Below are 16,401 nucleotides of genomic sequence, written 5' to 3' on the forward strand. Positions count from 1 at the left end.
AAGGGGGAAGGAGGGACGGCAAGGGTGGCTTACCAGCGGTAGCGCAGGCCGGCGGTCACCGTCCGGCGATAGCCGTAGGCGCACCATTCGCCGTAGTAGCAGGAGGCGACATACTCCTTGTCGAACAGGTTCTTGCCGTTGACGGTGACCTCCGCCCCCTGGAGCTTGGACGACAGCGCCCCCAGATCGTAGGACACCGTGGCGTCAACCAGGGTGAAGGACGGCACCTTGAAGGTGTTGGCCGTATTGGCCGTGCTGCCGGTGTAGCGCAGGCCGGCGCCGACGCCGAGGCCGGTCAGCGCCGTTCCTTCCGGCATGTGGTACATCGCCCAGGCCGACGCCTGATGGCGCGGCACCGCGGCCAGGCGCTTGCCCTCCAGCCCGTCATTGTCCTTGGTGTATTTGGTGTCGAGGTAGGTGTAGGCGCCGATCAGCTCCAGCTCCTTGGTGACGCCGACCTTGGCCTCCAGCTCGACGCCGCGCGACCGCGCCTCGCCGCTCTGGATGGAGAAGCCGGGGTGGACGGGATCGCTGGTCAGCAGGTTGCTGCGGGTCAGGTCGAACACTGCCGCGGTGAACAGGCTGTTCAGGCCGGGCGGCTGGTACTTCACGCCGATCTCGTACTGGGTCCCCTCCTCCGGCTTGAAGGGTTTGCCGCCGAAATCGACGCCGCTGCTGGGCGTGAAGGATTCGGCATAGCTGACATAGGGGGCGATGCCGTTCTCGAAGACGTAGGTCAGGCCGGCGCGGCCGGTCCAGGCCTGATCGGACTGGGTGCTGCTGCCCGACGCGGTGGTCGAGGTGGTCTTCGCCCAGTCACGGCGGCCGGCGACCGTCAGGACGAAGCCACCCAGCTTCATCTGGTCCTGGAGATAGACGCCGGTCTGGCGCCCGTCGATGTCGGTGCGATAGACCGCCGGCGGGGTGACGGCGATGCCGTAGACCGGGTTGAAGACGTCGATGGACGGCGCCATCCCGAAGCCGGCGGTGTAATGCCCGTCCAGCCGCTGGTGATCGACGCCGGCCAGCACGGTGTGGCCGACCGGGCCGGTGGAGAAGCGCCCTTCGATCTGGTTGTCGAAGGCGTAGGCGTTCATCTCCTCCCGCGAGGTGGCGACGCCGCGGAAGAGGCTGCGGTTGTCGGTGTCGAGGCCGTTGGCGTACAGGCTGTCGTAGGCGACCTTGGCGTTCAGCCAGCGCCCGTTCAGCCGGACGGTCCAGGCGTCGCCCAGCTTCTTGTCGAAGGCGTAGCCGACCGAGGCCTGACGGCGGTCGAACTTCTCGTAATTCGGGTCGCCGTCATAGAAATCGACCGGGATCCTGCCCAGCGGGTTCGACAGCACCGTGCCCTGCGGCGGAATGCCGCCATAGGAATTGCCCTTGGGGTCATGCTGGTAGAAGCCCAGCAGGGTCAGGCTGGTCTCGGCATCCGGCTTCCAGGTGAAGGACGGCGCGACGGCGATGCGTTCGTTCTCCGTCATCCGGATCTGGCCGTCCTCGCTGAGGCCGACGGCGGTCAGGCGGTAGAGGAACTTGCCGTCCTTGTCGATGGGGCCGGAAAAGTCGGCGGTGCCGCGCCAATGGTTGTCGGTGCCGTATTCGACCCCGACCTCGTTCAGCGCGGTGGCGGTCGGACGCTTGGAAACCTGATTGATCAGGCCGCCGGGCTGCGCCTGCCCGTACAGAACGGAGGTCGGGCCCTTCAGCACCTCCGCCCGTTCCAGCAGATAGGGGTCGATCTGCGGCGCCGCGTAGTAGAGCGACTGGAGCCTCAGCCCGTTCAGATAGGTGTCGGCGTCGAAGCCGCGGATCTTCAGCTGGTCATAACGGGTCGCCACCGCGCCGCGGGTCTCCGCCGTCACGCCGGCGGTGTAGCGCACCACCTGATTCAGCGTCTGCGCATTCTGGTCACGGATCTGGTCGGCCGGAATGACGGAGATCGACTGCGGCGTCTCGATCAGCGGGGTGTCGGTCTTGGTGCCGGTCGCCTGCTGATTGGCGACATAGCCGGTCACCGGCGTCAGCGCCGTTTCGCCCTGCCCGGTCACCGTCACCGCCGGCATCTGCACGGCAGCGCCGTCGGCGCCCTGCGCACCGGCAGTCTGTGCCCCCGCCACCGCCGGCACCATCAGCCCGCCCAGCACCATGGCGCCGAACGCCGCCCCCCGCGACACCCGGCCGCCGTCCACTCGTCTCTTCACGTGATTGCCCCCGACACGAATAAGAATCATTCGCAGTTATTGGCCCTGATAATGCAAATGATTCTTATCTTCAATACCTATTCGCGTATGTGACGCGACAATCGCATCATGCCGGCGACGCATCGCGGAAAGGGCCGCGTCTGCCTTTTCGGGCGTCCGGCGGAACGGCCGTCATCACCGATGAGCAGCCACTATGACAGAGCGCACCCACCCTCTGCGGGCAGGCACCTTCTTGACTTGTAAAATGCGATCTATCATATTGATATTTCGTTGTGATTTTCTTTGGATGTCAACTCATGGCGACGCCGATGAACGGAACCTTGCCGATGCGGCTCCTGCACGACCTGCGGCGCAGCGGCGTTGCGACCGTCGCGTCCGGGACCCTGGTCGGGCGTTACGGGTCCGCATCGACGGTAAGCCGTGCGCTCAGGAAACTGGTTGCCGCCGAGAAAATCGAACCCATCCAGCGCGGCCTCTACCGCATCCTGCCGGACAGGGAACCGCGTCTTGCTTTCAACCGGGCCTGGAGCAATCCCGGCGGCACCTTCGACCCCGACCACCTGATCGCCATGACGCTTTCCCGGCCGACGTTCAGGGACGTCGCCCGGCTTTGCAAATCCTACGGCGTCGCCCGGGTGCGCCGCGTTCTGGACAGCCTCGAAGCGGACAAGGACGTTCCTTCGGCCCTGGCGTCGGAGTGGCAGCATCGTCTGAACAACATCGAGAAGGGGTTCCGCGATGCTGCGCGTCGACTGCCTGCCGGGCGAAACCAAGCGGCTGCTTGAGGCTATCTCGTCCTGTCCGGAGATCGGTCAATTCACGCTGATCGGGGGCACGGCCCTGGCGCTGGCATGGGGGCACCGCCGCAGCGAGGATCTCGATTTCGCCATCCCCGGAACCCGACTGCCGCGCGACGGCTGCCGGGCCATTCTCGACCGCCTCGCTGCCCAGGGCTGGCGGATCTCGGACATCTCCAGCGAGATGGCGCGCATGTATGCCGAAAACGACGGAGACGACCTTGCCGACACCCAGCAGGATTGGCTCTGCCAGACTGGTGGAGCGGAGACAGGCGTCAAGCTGACCTTCTTCGCCGATTATTCGCCGAAGCGGCACGAAGCCTACGCGCTGGAGCCGTCGCGCCTGGGGTGCGTCAAGGCGATGCCGCCGGATGGCATTTTCCTGCTCAAATCCCAGCTCATCCTGCGTCGGACGACATCGCGCGACCTGTTTGATCTTTGGTCGTTCCTTGAGCGGGGCAAGACCATCGGCGATATCCTCGCCGCCGCGAAGCAGGAGAACCCCTATCTCTCCTATGAGAAACTCCGTACCCATTTGCTGCCGTCGCGCCTGCCCCGCACCGATCCGGGCCTGACGGCTCTGGTCGATGACGGTCCTGCGGACTTCGATTCCCTCAAGTCCGCGATCACCCGGCATCTGGACCGATACGAGGAAGCCCTTGCGGCGGAGATCCTGGTAAACGACCGCACCGATCCGGCGGGCGACGCCACCCCGTAAACGCTGCCATCGCCGCGATCCGCCGCAAAGGGGCGGGTATCCCCGCGCAAAAAAATCTTCGCCACCCCCCGACGAATCCGCCCCGCCGGCCCGTATCAGGGACGGACAGAAAGACCGGGGCGGCGGAAAGCGCCGTCCGGTCGGATGTCGGGACAAGCGTCGGAACAGGTCATGACGATTCGTTGGAAGCCGGTGGTCACCGGCGTTGTTCTTGCCGGACTGGTCGGCGGCGTCGGTTACGCGGTTCAGCAGAAGCTGGCCCCTCCGGCCGCGACGCAGCCGGGCCAGCCCCCCGGCCCCGGCGGCCCTCCCGGCGGCGGCCCAGGCGGCGGTCCCAGCGGTGGTCCGGGCGGTGCGCGCAACAGTGTGGTGGCGGTACAGGCCGGCACCGTGGCGCGCGAGGACGTGCCGATCTGGTTCGACGGCATCGGCACCGTCCAGGCCTTCAACACGGTCACCGTGCGCGCCCGCGTCGACGGCGAGCTTCAGCGCGTCTCGCTCCAGGAAGGGCAGCTCGTCAAGGCCGGCGACCTGCTGGCGACCATCGATGCCCGCCCGCTCCAGGCCCAGCTTGCCCAGGCCCAGGCGAAGAAGGCGCAGGACGAGGCGCAGCTCGCCAACGCGCGGCGCGACCTCGACCGCAACATGAGCCTGAAGGAGTTCGCCTCCCGCCAGACCGTCGACACCCAGCGCGCCCTGGTCGCCCAGTACGAGGCGCAGATCCGCGCCGACGAGGCGGCGATCGAGGCGGTGCAGGTCCAGCTGAACTACACCACCGTCACCGCCCCGCTCAGCGGCCGCATCGGCCTGCGCAACGTCGACCAGGGCAACGTGGTGCGGGCCAGCGACCAGAACGGCATCGCCACCATCACGCAGATCCAGCCCATCGCCGTCCTCTTCACCCTGCCGGAGAAGCAGCTCCAGGCGGTGCTGGCCGCCCAGGCGCAAGGGACGGTGAAAGTGGAGGCGCAGGACCGCGAAGGCCGCCGCGTGCTCGACACCGGCGCGCTGTCGGTGGTGGACAATTTGATCGACACCGGCACCGGCACCATCCGGCTCAAGGCCGAGATGCCCAACGACCCGCAGAAACTGTGGCCCGGCCAGTTCGTCAATGTCCGCCTGCTCTCCACCGTCCGCCGCGGCGCCACCACGGTGCCCGCGACCGTGGTACAGCGCGGGCCGCAGGGCACCTACGCCTATGTGATCAAGGACGACCTGACGGTGGAACAGCGCCCGATCAAGGTCGCCCGCCAGGAGGAGACCAAGGCGATCGTCGAGGAGGGACTGACCCCCGGCGAGCGGGTGGTGGTGGACGGCCAGTACCGTTTGCAGCCCGGCTCCAGGATCCGCATCGTCGAGCCCATCGCGTCGGCTGCCCCCACCGGCGCCGCCCCCGCCGGCACAGCACCGGAAGCGGCCCCCACCGGCGCCCCCGCCGGCAGGACGCAGGACCCTGCCGCGCGCGAGGAACGGCGGCGCGAACGCCAGCAGCAGCGCGAGCACAACGGCGGCGCCCCTCCCGGTGCCCCTGCCGGCCAGCCCGCCCCGCGTGAGGGACGGCAGCCCTCATGAACATCTCCGCCCCCTTCATCCTGCGGCCGGTCGCCACCGGCCTCCTGATGCTGGCGGTGGTGCTGCTGGGCCTGCTGGGCTACAGCACCCTGCCGATCTCCTCGCTGCCGACGGTCGATTTCCCGACGGTGCGCGTCACCACCCAGCTTCCGGGCGCCGCCCCCGACGTGATGGCCTCCTCGGTCACCGCGCCCCTGGAACGCCAGCTCGGCCAGATCGCCGGCATCTCCTCGATGGTGTCGACCAGCTCCTTCGGGCTGTCGGTCATCACCCTGCAATTCGACCTGACCCGCGACATCGACGCCGCCTCGCAGGACGTGCAGTCGGCGATCAGCGCCGCGTCGGGCACGCTGCCCAAGGGGCTGCCGAATCCGCCGGTCTACGACAAGGTCAACCCCGCCGACACGCCGGTGATGGTGCTGGCGCTGAGTTCGGAGTCCCTGCGGCTGGAGACCGTCAGCGACGCCGCCGACACGCTGCTGGCGCAGAAGCTGTCCCAGGTCGACGGCGTCGGCTATGTCGGGATCGAGGGGGGCTTGCGCCCCGCCGTCCGCGTGCAGGTCAACCCGGCCGCCGTCGCCGGTCTCGGCCTGACCTTGGAGGATGTGCGGACCACCATCACCCAGGCCAACGTCAACGCGCCGAAGGGCAGCTTCGACGGCCCGCGCCAGTCCTGGTCCATCGGCGTCAACGACCAGATCGAGAATGCCGCCGCCTACCGCCCGATCATCGTCGCCTACAAGAACGGCGGGCCGGTGCGGCTGACCGACATCGGCACCGTGGTCGATTCGGTGGAGAACACCCGGCTGGCGGCGTGGCATGACGGCAAGCCGGCGGTTCTGCTGAACGTGCTGCGCCAGCCCGGCGCCAACATCATCGACACGGTGGACCGCATCCACAAGCTGCTGCCCTCGCTCCAGGCGAGCCTGCCGCCGCAGATCCACATGGCGGTGCTGACCGACAGGACGGAGACCATCCGCGCCTCGGTGGTGGACGTGCAGAAGACGCTGGTGCTGACCGCCGGACTGGTGGTGCTGGTGATCTTCCTGTTCCTGCGCAAGGCGTGGGCGACGGTGATCCCGGCGGCGGCGCTGCCGCTGTCGCTGATCGGCACCTTCGGCATCATGGCGCTGTGCGGTTTCAGCCTCGACAATCTGTCGCTGATGGCGCTGACCATCGCGTCCGGCTTCGTCGTCGACGACGCCATCGTGATGATCGAGAACATCGTCCGCTACATCGAGAAGGGCGAGAAGCCGTTGCCGGCGGCGCTGAAGGGCGCCCGCCAGATCGGCTTCACCGTCGTCTCGCTGACCCTGTCGCTGATCGCGGTGTTCATCCCGCTGCTGTTCATGGGCGGGGTGGTCGGCCGGCTGTTCCGCGAGTTCGCCATCACGCTGTCCATCGCCGTGCTGGTGTCGGCGGTGATCTCGCTGACGCTGACGCCGATGATGTGCGCACGCCTGCTGAAAGCGGAGGCCGAAACCAAACCCAACGGCCTGTTCCGCTGGACCGAGCGCGGCTTCGACGCGCTGCTGAACGGCTATGCCGCCTCGCTGCGCTTCGTGCTGCGCCACCAGCCGGCGACGCTGGTCTTCACCATCGCCACGCTGGCCGCCACCCTCTACCTCTACGACGTGGTGCCCAAGGGCTTCCTGCCGCAGCAGGACACCGGCGTCATCATCGGCGTCACCGACGCCGCCCCGTCCATCTCGGTCAAGGCGATGGCGGAGCGCCAGCGCGAGGTCGCCGACATCGTCCGGCGCGACCCCGACGTCGCCGGGGTGGCGAGTTTCGTCGGCACCGGCACGGTGAACGCCACCACCAACACCGGCAATCTGACCATCGCGCTGAAGCCGCGCGACCAGCGCAGCGCCTCGGCGGAGGAGATCATCGCCCGCCTGCGCGCCGCCACCGGCGACCTGAAGGGCGTCTCGCTGTTCATGCAGGCGGTGCAGGACGTGCAGATCGACAGCCGCGTCAGCCGCACCCAGTACCAGTACGTGTTACAGGATGCCGACCCGCGCGAGTTGGAAAGCTGGACCCCGCGCCTGCTGGAGGCCTTGCGCGCCCGGCCCGAACTGACCGACGTGGCGACCGACCAGCAGCCGGATGGCTTGCAGGTCTATCTCACCATCGACCGCGACGCCGCCAGCCGCCTGCACGTCCTGCCCCAGGCCATCGACGACACGCTCTACGACGCCTTCGGCCAGCGTCAGGTCTCGACCATCTACACCCAGACCAACCAGTACCGCGTGATCCTGGAGGTCGAGCCGTCCTTCCAGATGGACCCGGCGTCCCTGTCGAAGATCTATGTGAAGGCCAGCGGCGGCACCGTCGTGCCGCTGAACGCCATCGTGTCGGTGGAGCGCAAGACCGCGCCGCTGGTCATCACCCACCAGGGCCAGTTCCCGTCCGTCACCCTGTCCTTCAACGTGGCGTACGGCGTCTCGCTGGGGGCGGCGGTGGCGGCGATCCAGCAGGCGCGCGACAGCATCGGCATGCCCGACACCGCGACCGCCCGCTTCGCCGGCACGGCGGCCGAGTTCCGCGCCTCGCTCGACACCCAGCCCTGGCTGATCCTGGCGGCGGTGGTCGCCGTCTACATCGTGCTGGGCGTGCTGTACGAGAGCACGATCCACCCGATCACCATCCTGTCGACCCTGCCGTCGGCCGGCATCGGCGCGCTGCTGGCGCTGATGGCGACCGGCCACGACCTGTCGCTGATCGCGCTGGTCGGCATCGTGCTGCTGATCGGCATCGTCAAGAAGAACGCCATCATGATGATCGACTTCGCCCTGGAGGCGGAGCGCAACCAGGGCATGGCGCCGGAACGCTCGATCTACGAGGCGTCGCTCCTGCGCTTCCGCCCGATCATGATGACCACCATGGCGGCCCTGCTCGGCGCCCTGCCGCTGGCGCTGGAGAACGGCACCGGGTCGGAGCTGCGCCGGCCGATGGGCATCGCCATCGTCGGCGGGCTGCTGCTCAGCCAGGTGCTGACGCTCTACACCACGCCGGTCGTCTATCTCTACATGGACCGTCTCGGCAGCCGGCTCGGCCGCTGGCTGCGGCCCTGGCGGCGCAAGGACGCAGCGGAGCCCGGCAATGACCGCTCGCCCGGCCGGGCGGCGGCGGAGTAGCCGGCCATGGCCTCCCTCAACCTCACCCCCCTGGCTTCGGCCGCCTCGCTTTCCGCCCTGTTCATCCGGCGGCCGGTCGGCACGTCGCTGCTGATGGTCGGGCTGATGATCCTGGGGGCGGTCGCCTACCGCTTTCTGCCGGTGGCGCCGCTGCCGCAGGTCGAATTCCCCACCATCATCGTCACCGCGTCCCTGCCCGGCGCCAGCCCGGAAACCATGGCGGCCTCCGTCGCCACGCCGCTGGAACGCCGCCTCTCCCGCATCGCCGGCGTGTCGGAGATGACCTCCAACAGCAAGCTCGGCAGCACCACCGTCGTCGTGCAGTTCGACCTGAACCGCAATGTCGAAGCGGCCTCGCGCGACGTTCAGGCCGCCATCAACGCCGCCGGCGGCGACCTGCCGGCCGATCTGCCGAGCCCGCCCAAGATGCGGCGCATCAACCCGGCCGACGCGCCGGTGATGACGCTGGCGATGACCTCGACCACGCTGGCTCCGGCGGACCTCTACAACCTCGCCGACAGCATCATCGGCCAGCGGCTGAGCCAGATCGAGGGGGTGGCCCAGGTCTCCATCAACGGGGCGGAGAAGACGGCGGTGCGCGTGCGCGTCAACGCCGCCGCCGCGGCCAACATGGGCGTCAGCCTGGAATCGATCCGCACCGTCATCTCCCAGGCGAATGCCAACGGCGCCAAGGGCAGCTTCGACGGCACTCATGAATCCTGGTCCATCGGCGCCAGCGACCAGCTGTTCGGCGCCGACGCCTACCGCAAGCTGATCGTGACCGAGAAGAGCGGCGCCACCATCCGCCTCGGCGACGTCGCCGACGTGATCGAGGCGCCGGAGAACAGCCGCACCGCCGCCTGGCAGGACGGCCACCGCGCCATCCTGATCAACATCCAGAAGCAGCCGGGCTCCAACGTGGTGGAGACGGTCGACCGCATCCGGGCGGAGCTGCCGACCCTGCGCGGCTGGATGCCGCCGGGGGTCAGCCTGTCGGTGCGCACCGACCGCACGCCGACCATCCGCGCCTCCATCGACGACGTGCAGAAGACGCTGGCGGTCACGGTGGCGCTGGTGGTGATGGTGATGGCGCTGTTCCTGCGCCGGCTGTGGGCGACGGTGATCCCGGCGGCCTCGGTGCCGCTGTCGCTGGCCGGCACCTGCGGCGTGATGTGGATCGTCGGCTACAGCCTGGACAATTTCTCACTGATGGCGCTGACCATCTCGGTCGGCTTCGTGGTGGACGACGCCATCGTCGTCATCGAGAACATCGTCCGCCACATCGAAAAGGGCACCAGGCCCTTCGAGGCGGCGGTGAAGGGCGCCCGGCAGGTCGCCTTTACCGTGGTGTCGATCAGCCTGTCGCTGATCGCCGTCTTCATTCCCATCCTGTTCATGGGCGGCATCCAGGGCCGGCTGTTCCGCGAGTTCGCGGTGGTGCTGTCGGTCGCCATCGCCGTCTCGGCGGTGGTGTCGCTGACCCTGACCCCGATGATGTGCGCCCATCTGCTGCAGCCGGAGGCCGAGCGCGGCCCCCCCGGACGCCTCGCCCGCGCGCTTTCCTGGGCCGGCGACCGGCTGTTCGGCCTCTATGCCGGCGGGCTGGACTGGGTGCTGGCCCACCGCCGCACCATGCTGGCGGCGACCTTCGCCATCATCGGCGTCAGCGTCTGGCTCTACGGGCAGGTGCCGAAGGGCTTCGTGCCGCAGCAGGACACCGGCCTGCTGATCGGCTTCAGCGACCCGCCGCCGGACATCTCCTTCCGCGCCATGGTGACGCGCCAGCGCGCCTTGCAGGACGCGGTGGCCGGCGACCCGGCGGTGGAGAGCGTCGGCGGCACCGTCGGCGGCGGCGGTCCCGGCGGCACCTATTCCGGCCAGATCTTCATCGCCCTGAAGCCGAAGGCGGAGCGCGACGACCTCGCCACCGTCACCCAGCGGCTGCGCATGCGCGCCGGCCGGGTGCCGGGGGTGCAGCTCTACCTGACGCCCGTGCAGGATATCCGCGTCGGCGGCTTCCAGGGCCGCAGCCAGTACCGCTACAGCCTTCAGGATTCCGACATCTCTGCGCTGAACGAGTGGGCGCCCAAGCTGGTCGACAAGATGCGCACCCTGCCGGAGCTGGTCGACGTCGCCAACGACCGCCAGAACGGCGGCATCCAGGCCAACGTCATCGTCGACCGCGACGCCGCCACCCGGCTCGGCGTGTCGCTCAGCGCCTTGGAATCGACGCTCTACGACGCCTTCGGCCAGCGGCAGGTCTCGACCATGTATCTGGCGCAGAACCAGCACAAGGTGGTGCTGGAGGTCGAGCCGTCGGAAGCACTCGGCCCCGACGACCTCAAGCGCATCTATGTCGCGGGCCGCAGCGGCATGGTTCCGCTGTCGGCGGTGTCGCGCGTCGTCATCGGCAACCAGGCCGCCAGCATCCAGCACCAGAGCGGTTTCCCGGTCGCCAACCTGACCTTCGACCTCGCCCCCGGCGTCTCGCTGTCCCAGGCGACCGAGCTGATCCAGCGCGCGGCCGACGACATCGGCATGCCGGCCAGCATCCGCGCCGGCTTCCAGGGCGACGCGCGCGCCTTCCAGCAATCCTCCTCCAGCCAGCCGCTGCTGATCCTGGCGGCGCTGATCACCATCTACATCGTGCTGGGCGTTCTCTACGAAAGCCTGATCCACCCGCTGACCATCCTGTCGACCCTGCCGTCGGCCGGGCTGGGGGCGCTGATCGCGCTGATCCTGACCGGCTACGACCTGTCGATCGTGGCCCTGATCGGCATCATCCTGCTGATCGGCATCGTCAAGAAGAACGCCATCATGATGATCGACTTCGCCCTGGAGGCGGAGCGCGAGCGCGGCCTGTCGCCCCTTGAGGCGATCCGCGAGGCCGGGCTGGTCCGCTTCCGCCCGATCATGATGACGACGATGGCGGCGCTGCTGGGCGCGGTTCCGCTCGCCTTCGACTTCGGCACCGGCGGCGAGATCCGCCGCCCGCTCGGCATCGCCATCATCGGCGGCCTGCTGGTCAGCCAGATGCTGACGCTCTACACGACGCCGGTGGTCTATCTGACGCTGGAACGGCTGGCCCTGCGGCGCAACCGCCGCCACGCCATCGCCGCGCCCGCGGAATAGGGGGGCGGAGGATGGCTGCGGTTCTTTCTCTTCCCGTCGCGCTGCGCTGGCGCCTCTCGACCCTGTTGGGCATAGTTCTCGCCCACGGCATGAGCGGAGCCCCGGTGGTCGAGGCGAGCGACACGGACGACGAACTGATGGGCCGCGTGGCCGGCGGCGACGCCGCCGCCTTCGACCGTCTGGCCGCCCGCCACATGCGCCGCGCCGTGGCGCTGGCCCAGCGGATGACCGGCAACCCGTCCGACGCCGACGAGATCGCGCAGGAGGCCTTCCTGCGGGTCTGGCAGCATGCCGGGCGCTGGGACGGGGGGCGCGCTGCCTTCACCACCTGGCTCTACCGCATCGTGATGAACCTCGCCATCGACCGCGGCCGCCGGCCCGGCTGGTCGCCGCTGGAGGATGCCGGCGACCTGCCCGACCAGACCCCCGACGCGCTGACCCGCATCGCCGAGCGCCAGACCGCCGAGCGGGTCAACCGGGCGCTGGCAGCATTGCCCGACCGCCAGCGCGCCGCCGTCGTGCTGTTCCACCAGGAGGGGCTCAGCCTGCGCCAGGCCGCCGAAATCCTGACCATGGGCGAAAGCGCCTTCGCCTCGCTGCTGGCCCGCGCCCGGGCCGCGCTGAAGACGGCGCTCAGCCCCGACGATCCAGCATGAGGGAGGATGCCATGACCGACGAAGACTTCCTCCGCCACCTCGACGATTACGGCGCCTCGCCGCAGCGCTGGCCGGCGGAGCTGCGCGCGGAGGCCGAAGCGGCGCTGGCCCGCTCCCCCGCCCTGCGCGCCGCCCAGGAGGACGCCGCCGCCTTCGACCGGCTGCTGACGGCCCCCGCGGCGCCGGTGGAGGATGCCCGCGTCGCCCGCCTGCTGTCCGCCGTCGGTGCCGCGGCGCGGGCCGTGCCGCAGGAGGGCGTGGTCATGCTGCTGCTCGGCCGGATGCCGCGGCGGAGGGTGGCCGGCTTCTGCGTCGCCCTGCTGGCGCTGGGCTGGCTGACCGGGGGCTGGTTCGCTGGCCATCTCGCCAGCCCGCTCCCGTCAGCGCCGCGCAGCCAGGAGCTGGCCCTGCTGAACGACGAGGTCGTCACCCTGTTCGACGGAGAGTCCCGATGAGCGGCCTCGTTGCCCCCCGTCGCCCGCAGCCCTCCCTTCTGGCCCGCCTCCGGCAAGGGATGAGCCTGCGCCGGCTGGCGCTGCTGTCGCTGGCGCTGAACCTGTTCCTGGCCGCCATGCTGGTCGGCACCACCCGCAAGCCGGCGCCCCCGCCCTTCCGGCCGATGCCCGACCGCTTCGTCGAGCATGTGGCCGCCGGCATGTCCGACGCCGACGCCGCCCGCCTGCGCGCCATCTTCGAGCCGCTGCGCCCGCGCTATGACGCGCTGACCGAGGATTATCGCGAGGAGGGGCAACGGGTGCGCAGCCTGCTTCAGGCGGAGCCTGTGGATTTCGAGTCCCTGAACGCCGCGATCGCCGCAGCCCGCGCCAAGCGCCGCCTGATCGGCGAATTGACGGAGCAGACCGTGCTGCTCGTGCTGCCCGACCTCTCGCCTGCCGGACGGTTGCGGATGGTTGGAGGATGGGGGACCGCTGGCGCCCCTGATACGCCTAAAAAATAGGCAAACCCACTCATCCACAGGCCGGATGCGCCCGCCGGAAGGATGCGGAAGATTCTGTTCGGAGTTTGCGCACACATCTATCCACAGATTCTGTGGAGAAGAAAACCGGCGAAAATTTTATCCACACAAATTCACATTCTATCATCCCCAAGTTTTATCGCCCGACTTCCCATGGATCCTTGTATCCACCACCGATCCGGCATATCCAAATAACGTGGATCAGCAAGATCGGTGGAGGATCGTCATGATCGGAGATCCGTTTCATCCAAAGAAGGCGACGATCTCTTTGCGCGTTGATCGCAGAGTCAAAGATGTCGCCAAGAATTACGCACGCCAGCGGCAGACGCCTTTGGCCGAGGTCATGCGCGACCTCTTGGCCCGCTACGTCGCCGAATGCGCGCGGGAGAATGCCCTGGCGTCCCCGGACCTGTTGAAGGACCGGCCGGCGCAATATGTGGATTTCGCAAAGCTGGAAGGCCTGATGGGCCGGCAGGAGTAGGCGCGCCCGCCTTGAGCGGATGCACCGTCACCCATACATCGACGGTGGACACGCTGCCAGGGGAAGGAGCCCCGCCATGCCGCCCACCGCCAGTTCTTCCACAGGCGCCGACAGCCTGCACGTCGCCTGCCCGCATTGCGACACGCTGAACCGCGTGCCTCGCTCCCGGCTCGGCGGCGGCAAATGCGGCCGCTGCGGCAAGGCGCTGTTCGAGGGCAAGCCGGTGGCGCTCGACGCCCGCCGCTTCGCCGCCCATGCCGAGCGTGGCGACCTGCCCCTGCTGATCGACTTCTGGGCGGGCTGGTGCGGCCCCTGCCGCGCGATGGCGCCGGCCTTCGCCCAGGCCGCGGCCCAGCTCGAACCGCAACTCCGCCTCGCCAAGATCGACACCGAGGCCTCGCCGGACCTCGCCGCCCGCTTCGCCATCCGCAGCATCCCGTCCCTGATCCTGGTCCATCGCGGCCGCGAGATCGCCCGCACCGCCGGCGCCATGCCGCTGCCGGCGCTGGTGGCGTGGGCGAGGCAGAAAATCCCCTCTCCCCCCCGGGGAGAGGGTTAGGGGGGTGCGCGGCGAGGATTTGCCCGCAAGCTCGTGCGTTTCCCGTTCCCCCTAATCCACCCTTTGAATCCCCCTCACGCCGCCCGCACCGTCGCGATGAAGGTGCCCACCTCCTTGCGCAGGCGCTCGGCTTCGACGGCCAGCTCCTGCGAGGTGCCGTGGACGCGGCCGGCAGCGTCGCCGGTTTCGTGAACCGCCGTGCTGACGCCGGCGATGTTGCTCGACACCTCTTCGGTGCCTTGGGCGGCCTGGGTCACGCTGGAGGCGATCTCGCGGGTGGCGGCGGCCTGTTCCTCGATGGCGGCGGCGATGGCGGTGGTGATCTCGCTCATGTGGCCGATGGTCTTGCCGATGCTGCCGATGGCCTTCTGGGCGCCGCCGGTGGTCTGCTGGATTTCCTGCACCTTGGCCTGGATCTCGTCGGTGGCCTTGGCGGTCTGGTTGGCCAGCGCCTTCACCTCGCTCGCCACGACGGCGAAGCCCTTGCCGGCCTCGCCGGCCCGCGCCGCCTCGATGGTGGCGTTCAGCGCCAAAAGGTTGGTTTGCGCTGCGATGCCGCTGATCAGTTCGACCACCGCGCCGATCTGCTCGGCGGCGGTGACCAGATCGCGCATGGTGCGGTCGGCGCCGGTGGCGTCGGCCACCGCCTGGGTGGCGATGCGGGTGGAGTTCTCCACCTGCTGGCCGATCTCGGAGATCGAGGCCGACAGCTCCTCCGTCGCGGTGGCGACGGTCTGCACGTTGGCCGAGGCCTGTTCGGAGGCCGAGGCGACGAGCAGCGAGCGCTCGCTCGCCTCATGCGCGGTGGCGGTCAGCTCCGTCGCGGCGTCGCGCATGCCGGTGGCGGCGTTGGCGACGGTGTCGACGATGCCCTTCACCGTCCGTTCGAAGGTGTCGGCCATCTGCATCATCGTCTGGCGGCGGTGGGCGGCGGCCTGCCGCTCGCTCTCCTCCTGCGCCTTGCGCATCCGCTCCATCTCCAGCGCGTTCGTCTTGAAGATCTGGAGCGCGCGGGCCAGCGCGCCGATCTCGTCGCGGCGGTCGTCGTCGGTGACGGTCACCGTCAGGTCGCCCTCGGCCAGCCGGCCCATTTCCCGCGTGATGTTGCCGAGCGGCCTGGTGATCGCCCGCGAGATCGCCCAGGCCAGCAGCAGGCCGAGCAGAACGGCGACCACCGTCACGGCGGTGCCGCGCGCTTCCGCCGCCGACACCTCGGCGGCGGCGGTGACCTCCAGCTGCGCCAGGAAGCTGGCGGAATGGTCGCGGATCAGGCCGATCTTGTCGCCGATCTGCTTGCCGGCCTTGCCCAGCGTCTCGCTGTTCAGCGACTTCAGCTGGTCGCTCAGCACGGCGATGCGGTCGATCCCGGTGCCATAGGCCGGCAGCTTGGCCACCGCGTCCGACAGCTTGGCCTTGACCGGGCCGTCGGCGATGCCGTTGCGCAGCGCGTCCGCCTTCCCCGTCAGGTCGCCCAGATCCTTGCGGATGCGGACCAGATCCTCCGGCTTGGTTTCGGCGACGAAGCGGGCGACCAGCACACGGACCAGCAGGAACTGTTCGCTGACGTCGGCGGCCCGCACCGTGCGGTCCAGATCGCCGCCGTCCTTCTCCGCCTTGACGGTTTCGCTCAGCGTACGGCGGATGTCGGCGCCCAGCGTGTTCACCACCGACGCGACGATGGAGTCGCGCTCGGTCCGCGCGGCGACCAGCCGGTCGAACCCGACGGTCAGCGTCTGGTGCAGGCTGGCGATCTCCTGCGCCGCCTGACGGTCGCCCGCATCGGTCATCCGCGCCGTGGCGTCCTCCAGTTTCCGGCGGAACTTGTCCATTTCGCCGCGGAAACGGTCGGCTACCGCGGCAGACCCGCTGGAGACGAACTCCTCCGCCGCCCCCAGGGCGTCGGCCATGTTCGTATCGGCCTCCGCCACCGTCATCGCCACGTGCGACTGCGCCGCATAGCGGCGGAGCGCATCGTCGCTGGACCGCAAGCCGCTCCAGGATACCGCCCCCAGCCCGACCAGAAGCGCCAGCGTGACGCCGAAGCCGGTGTAGATCTTGGTCGCCGTGCGCAGGTTGGCGAAGGGACCGGCCTTGGTCGGCCGGGCTGCAGTCTGCTGGCTTTTGCCTGTGCTGGGGTTGGCGGCGTTCATGACTGGGGACCTCGTCTTC

Annotated in this window: 12 protein-coding genes; 10 read left to right on the forward strand and 2 right to left on the reverse strand. The window is 69.1% G+C overall.

Features of this window, described 5'->3' with window-relative positions:
- Positions 1-29: 29 nt before the first annotated feature.
- Entirely contained in the window at positions 30-2,201 is a 2,172-nt protein-coding gene (locus ABNQ40_RS05715) for a TonB-dependent siderophore receptor (RefSeq protein ID WP_247879631.1), read from the reverse strand.
- Positions 2,202-2,497: 296 nt separating this feature from the next.
- On the opposite strand from ABNQ40_RS05715, the gene ABNQ40_RS05720 reads away from it, so the two are divergent.
- The 10 genes from ABNQ40_RS05720 to trxC all read left to right on the forward strand — a co-directional run bounded on the left by ABNQ40_RS05720 (position 2,498) and on the right by trxC (position 14,232).
- Positions 2,498-2,986: a hypothetical protein gene (locus ABNQ40_RS05720; protein ID WP_109048520.1), complete on the forward strand. Its 489-nt coding sequence runs from the start codon at positions 2,498-2,500 to the stop codon at positions 2,984-2,986.
- Complete coding sequence (locus ABNQ40_RS05725) at positions 2,940-3,716, forward strand: nucleotidyl transferase AbiEii/AbiGii toxin family protein (protein ID WP_109048521.1); 777 nt, start codon at positions 2,940-2,942, stop codon at positions 3,714-3,716. Before ABNQ40_RS05720 ends, ABNQ40_RS05725 begins: the two co-directional genes overlap by 47 nt.
- Positions 3,717-3,887: 171 nt before the next feature.
- Positions 3,888-5,288 carry an efflux RND transporter periplasmic adaptor subunit gene (locus tag ABNQ40_RS05730; protein WP_109048522.1) on the forward strand — a complete coding sequence of 467 codons (1,401 nt, stop codon included), beginning with the start codon at positions 3,888-3,890 and terminating at the stop codon, positions 5,286-5,288.
- Positions 5,285-8,428, forward strand: coding sequence for a multidrug efflux RND transporter permease subunit (locus tag ABNQ40_RS05735; RefSeq protein ID WP_109048523.1), 3,144 nt, complete (start codon positions 5,285-5,287; stop codon positions 8,426-8,428). The genes ABNQ40_RS05730 and ABNQ40_RS05735 overlap by 4 nt, the downstream gene beginning before the upstream one ends.
- A gap of 6 nt (positions 8,429-8,434) precedes the next feature.
- On the forward strand, positions 8,435-11,560 hold the full coding sequence (locus ABNQ40_RS05740; protein WP_109048524.1) for an efflux RND transporter permease subunit: 3,126 nt from the start codon (positions 8,435-8,437) through the stop codon (positions 11,558-11,560).
- Positions 11,561-11,571: 11 nt separating this feature from the next.
- Complete coding sequence (locus ABNQ40_RS05745; protein ID WP_247879632.1) at positions 11,572-12,216, forward strand: RNA polymerase sigma factor; 645 nt, start codon at positions 11,572-11,574, stop codon at positions 12,214-12,216.
- 11 nt (positions 12,217-12,227) lie between these two features.
- Complete coding sequence (locus ABNQ40_RS05750) at positions 12,228-12,671, forward strand: hypothetical protein (protein WP_247879633.1); 444 nt, start codon at positions 12,228-12,230, stop codon at positions 12,669-12,671.
- On the forward strand, positions 12,668-13,174 hold the full coding sequence (locus ABNQ40_RS05755; protein ID WP_109048526.1) for a periplasmic heavy metal sensor: 507 nt from the start codon (positions 12,668-12,670) through the stop codon (positions 13,172-13,174). The genes ABNQ40_RS05750 and ABNQ40_RS05755 overlap by 4 nt, the downstream gene beginning before the upstream one ends.
- Before the next feature lie 244 nt (positions 13,175-13,418).
- On the forward strand, positions 13,419-13,673 hold the full coding sequence (locus ABNQ40_RS05760) for a hypothetical protein (RefSeq protein WP_109048527.1): 255 nt from the start codon (positions 13,419-13,421) through the stop codon (positions 13,671-13,673).
- Between the two features lie 76 nt (positions 13,674-13,749).
- Positions 13,750-14,232 (forward strand): thioredoxin TrxC, encoded by a 483-nt coding sequence (gene trxC, locus ABNQ40_RS05765; protein WP_109048528.1) that lies wholly within the window; start codon positions 13,750-13,752, stop codon positions 14,230-14,232.
- Positions 14,233-14,306: 74 nt separating this feature from the next.
- On the opposite strand, the gene ABNQ40_RS05770 is transcribed toward trxC, so the two are convergent.
- Positions 14,307-16,382, reverse strand: coding sequence for a methyl-accepting chemotaxis protein (locus ABNQ40_RS05770; RefSeq protein WP_391345772.1), 2,076 nt, complete (start codon positions 16,380-16,382; stop codon positions 14,307-14,309).
- Positions 16,383-16,401 lie beyond the last annotated feature (19 nt).

Origin of the sequence: Azospirillum sp. A23 (assembly GCF_042938965.1) — a bacterium.
Taxonomy (GTDB): Bacteria; Pseudomonadota; Alphaproteobacteria; order Azospirillales; family Azospirillaceae; genus Azospirillum; species Azospirillum melinis.

What these genes read in the sequence shown, in the direction of transcription:
- ABNQ40_RS05720 (WP_109048520.1), top strand. Translation starts at nt 2,498, where the DNA reads ATGGCGACGCCGATGAACGGAACCTTGCCGATGCGGCTCCTGCACGAC.
- ABNQ40_RS05725 (WP_109048521.1), top strand. Translation starts at nt 2,940, where the DNA reads ATGCTGCGCGTCGACTGCCTGCCGGGCGAAACCAAGCGGCTGCTTGAG.
- ABNQ40_RS05730 (WP_109048522.1), top strand. Translation starts at nt 3,888, where the DNA reads ATGACGATTCGTTGGAAGCCGGTGGTCACCGGCGTTGTTCTTGCCGGA.
- ABNQ40_RS05735 (WP_109048523.1), top strand. Translation starts at nt 5,285, where the DNA reads ATGAACATCTCCGCCCCCTTCATCCTGCGGCCGGTCGCCACCGGCCTC.
- ABNQ40_RS05740 (WP_109048524.1), top strand. Translation starts at nt 8,435, where the DNA reads ATGGCCTCCCTCAACCTCACCCCCCTGGCTTCGGCCGCCTCGCTTTCC.
- ABNQ40_RS05745 (WP_247879632.1), top strand. Translation starts at nt 11,572, where the DNA reads ATGGCTGCGGTTCTTTCTCTTCCCGTCGCGCTGCGCTGGCGCCTCTCG.
- ABNQ40_RS05750 (WP_247879633.1), top strand. Translation starts at nt 12,228, where the DNA reads ATGACCGACGAAGACTTCCTCCGCCACCTCGACGATTACGGCGCCTCG.
- ABNQ40_RS05755 (WP_109048526.1), top strand. Translation starts at nt 12,668, where the DNA reads ATGAGCGGCCTCGTTGCCCCCCGTCGCCCGCAGCCCTCCCTTCTGGCC.
- ABNQ40_RS05760 (WP_109048527.1), top strand. Translation starts at nt 13,419, where the DNA reads ATGATCGGAGATCCGTTTCATCCAAAGAAGGCGACGATCTCTTTGCGC.
- trxC (WP_109048528.1), top strand. Translation starts at nt 13,750, where the DNA reads ATGCCGCCCACCGCCAGTTCTTCCACAGGCGCCGACAGCCTGCACGTC.
- ABNQ40_RS05770 (WP_391345772.1), bottom strand. Translation starts at nt 16,382, where the DNA reads ATGAACGCCGCCAACCCCAGCACAGGCAAAAGCCAGCAGACTGCAGCC.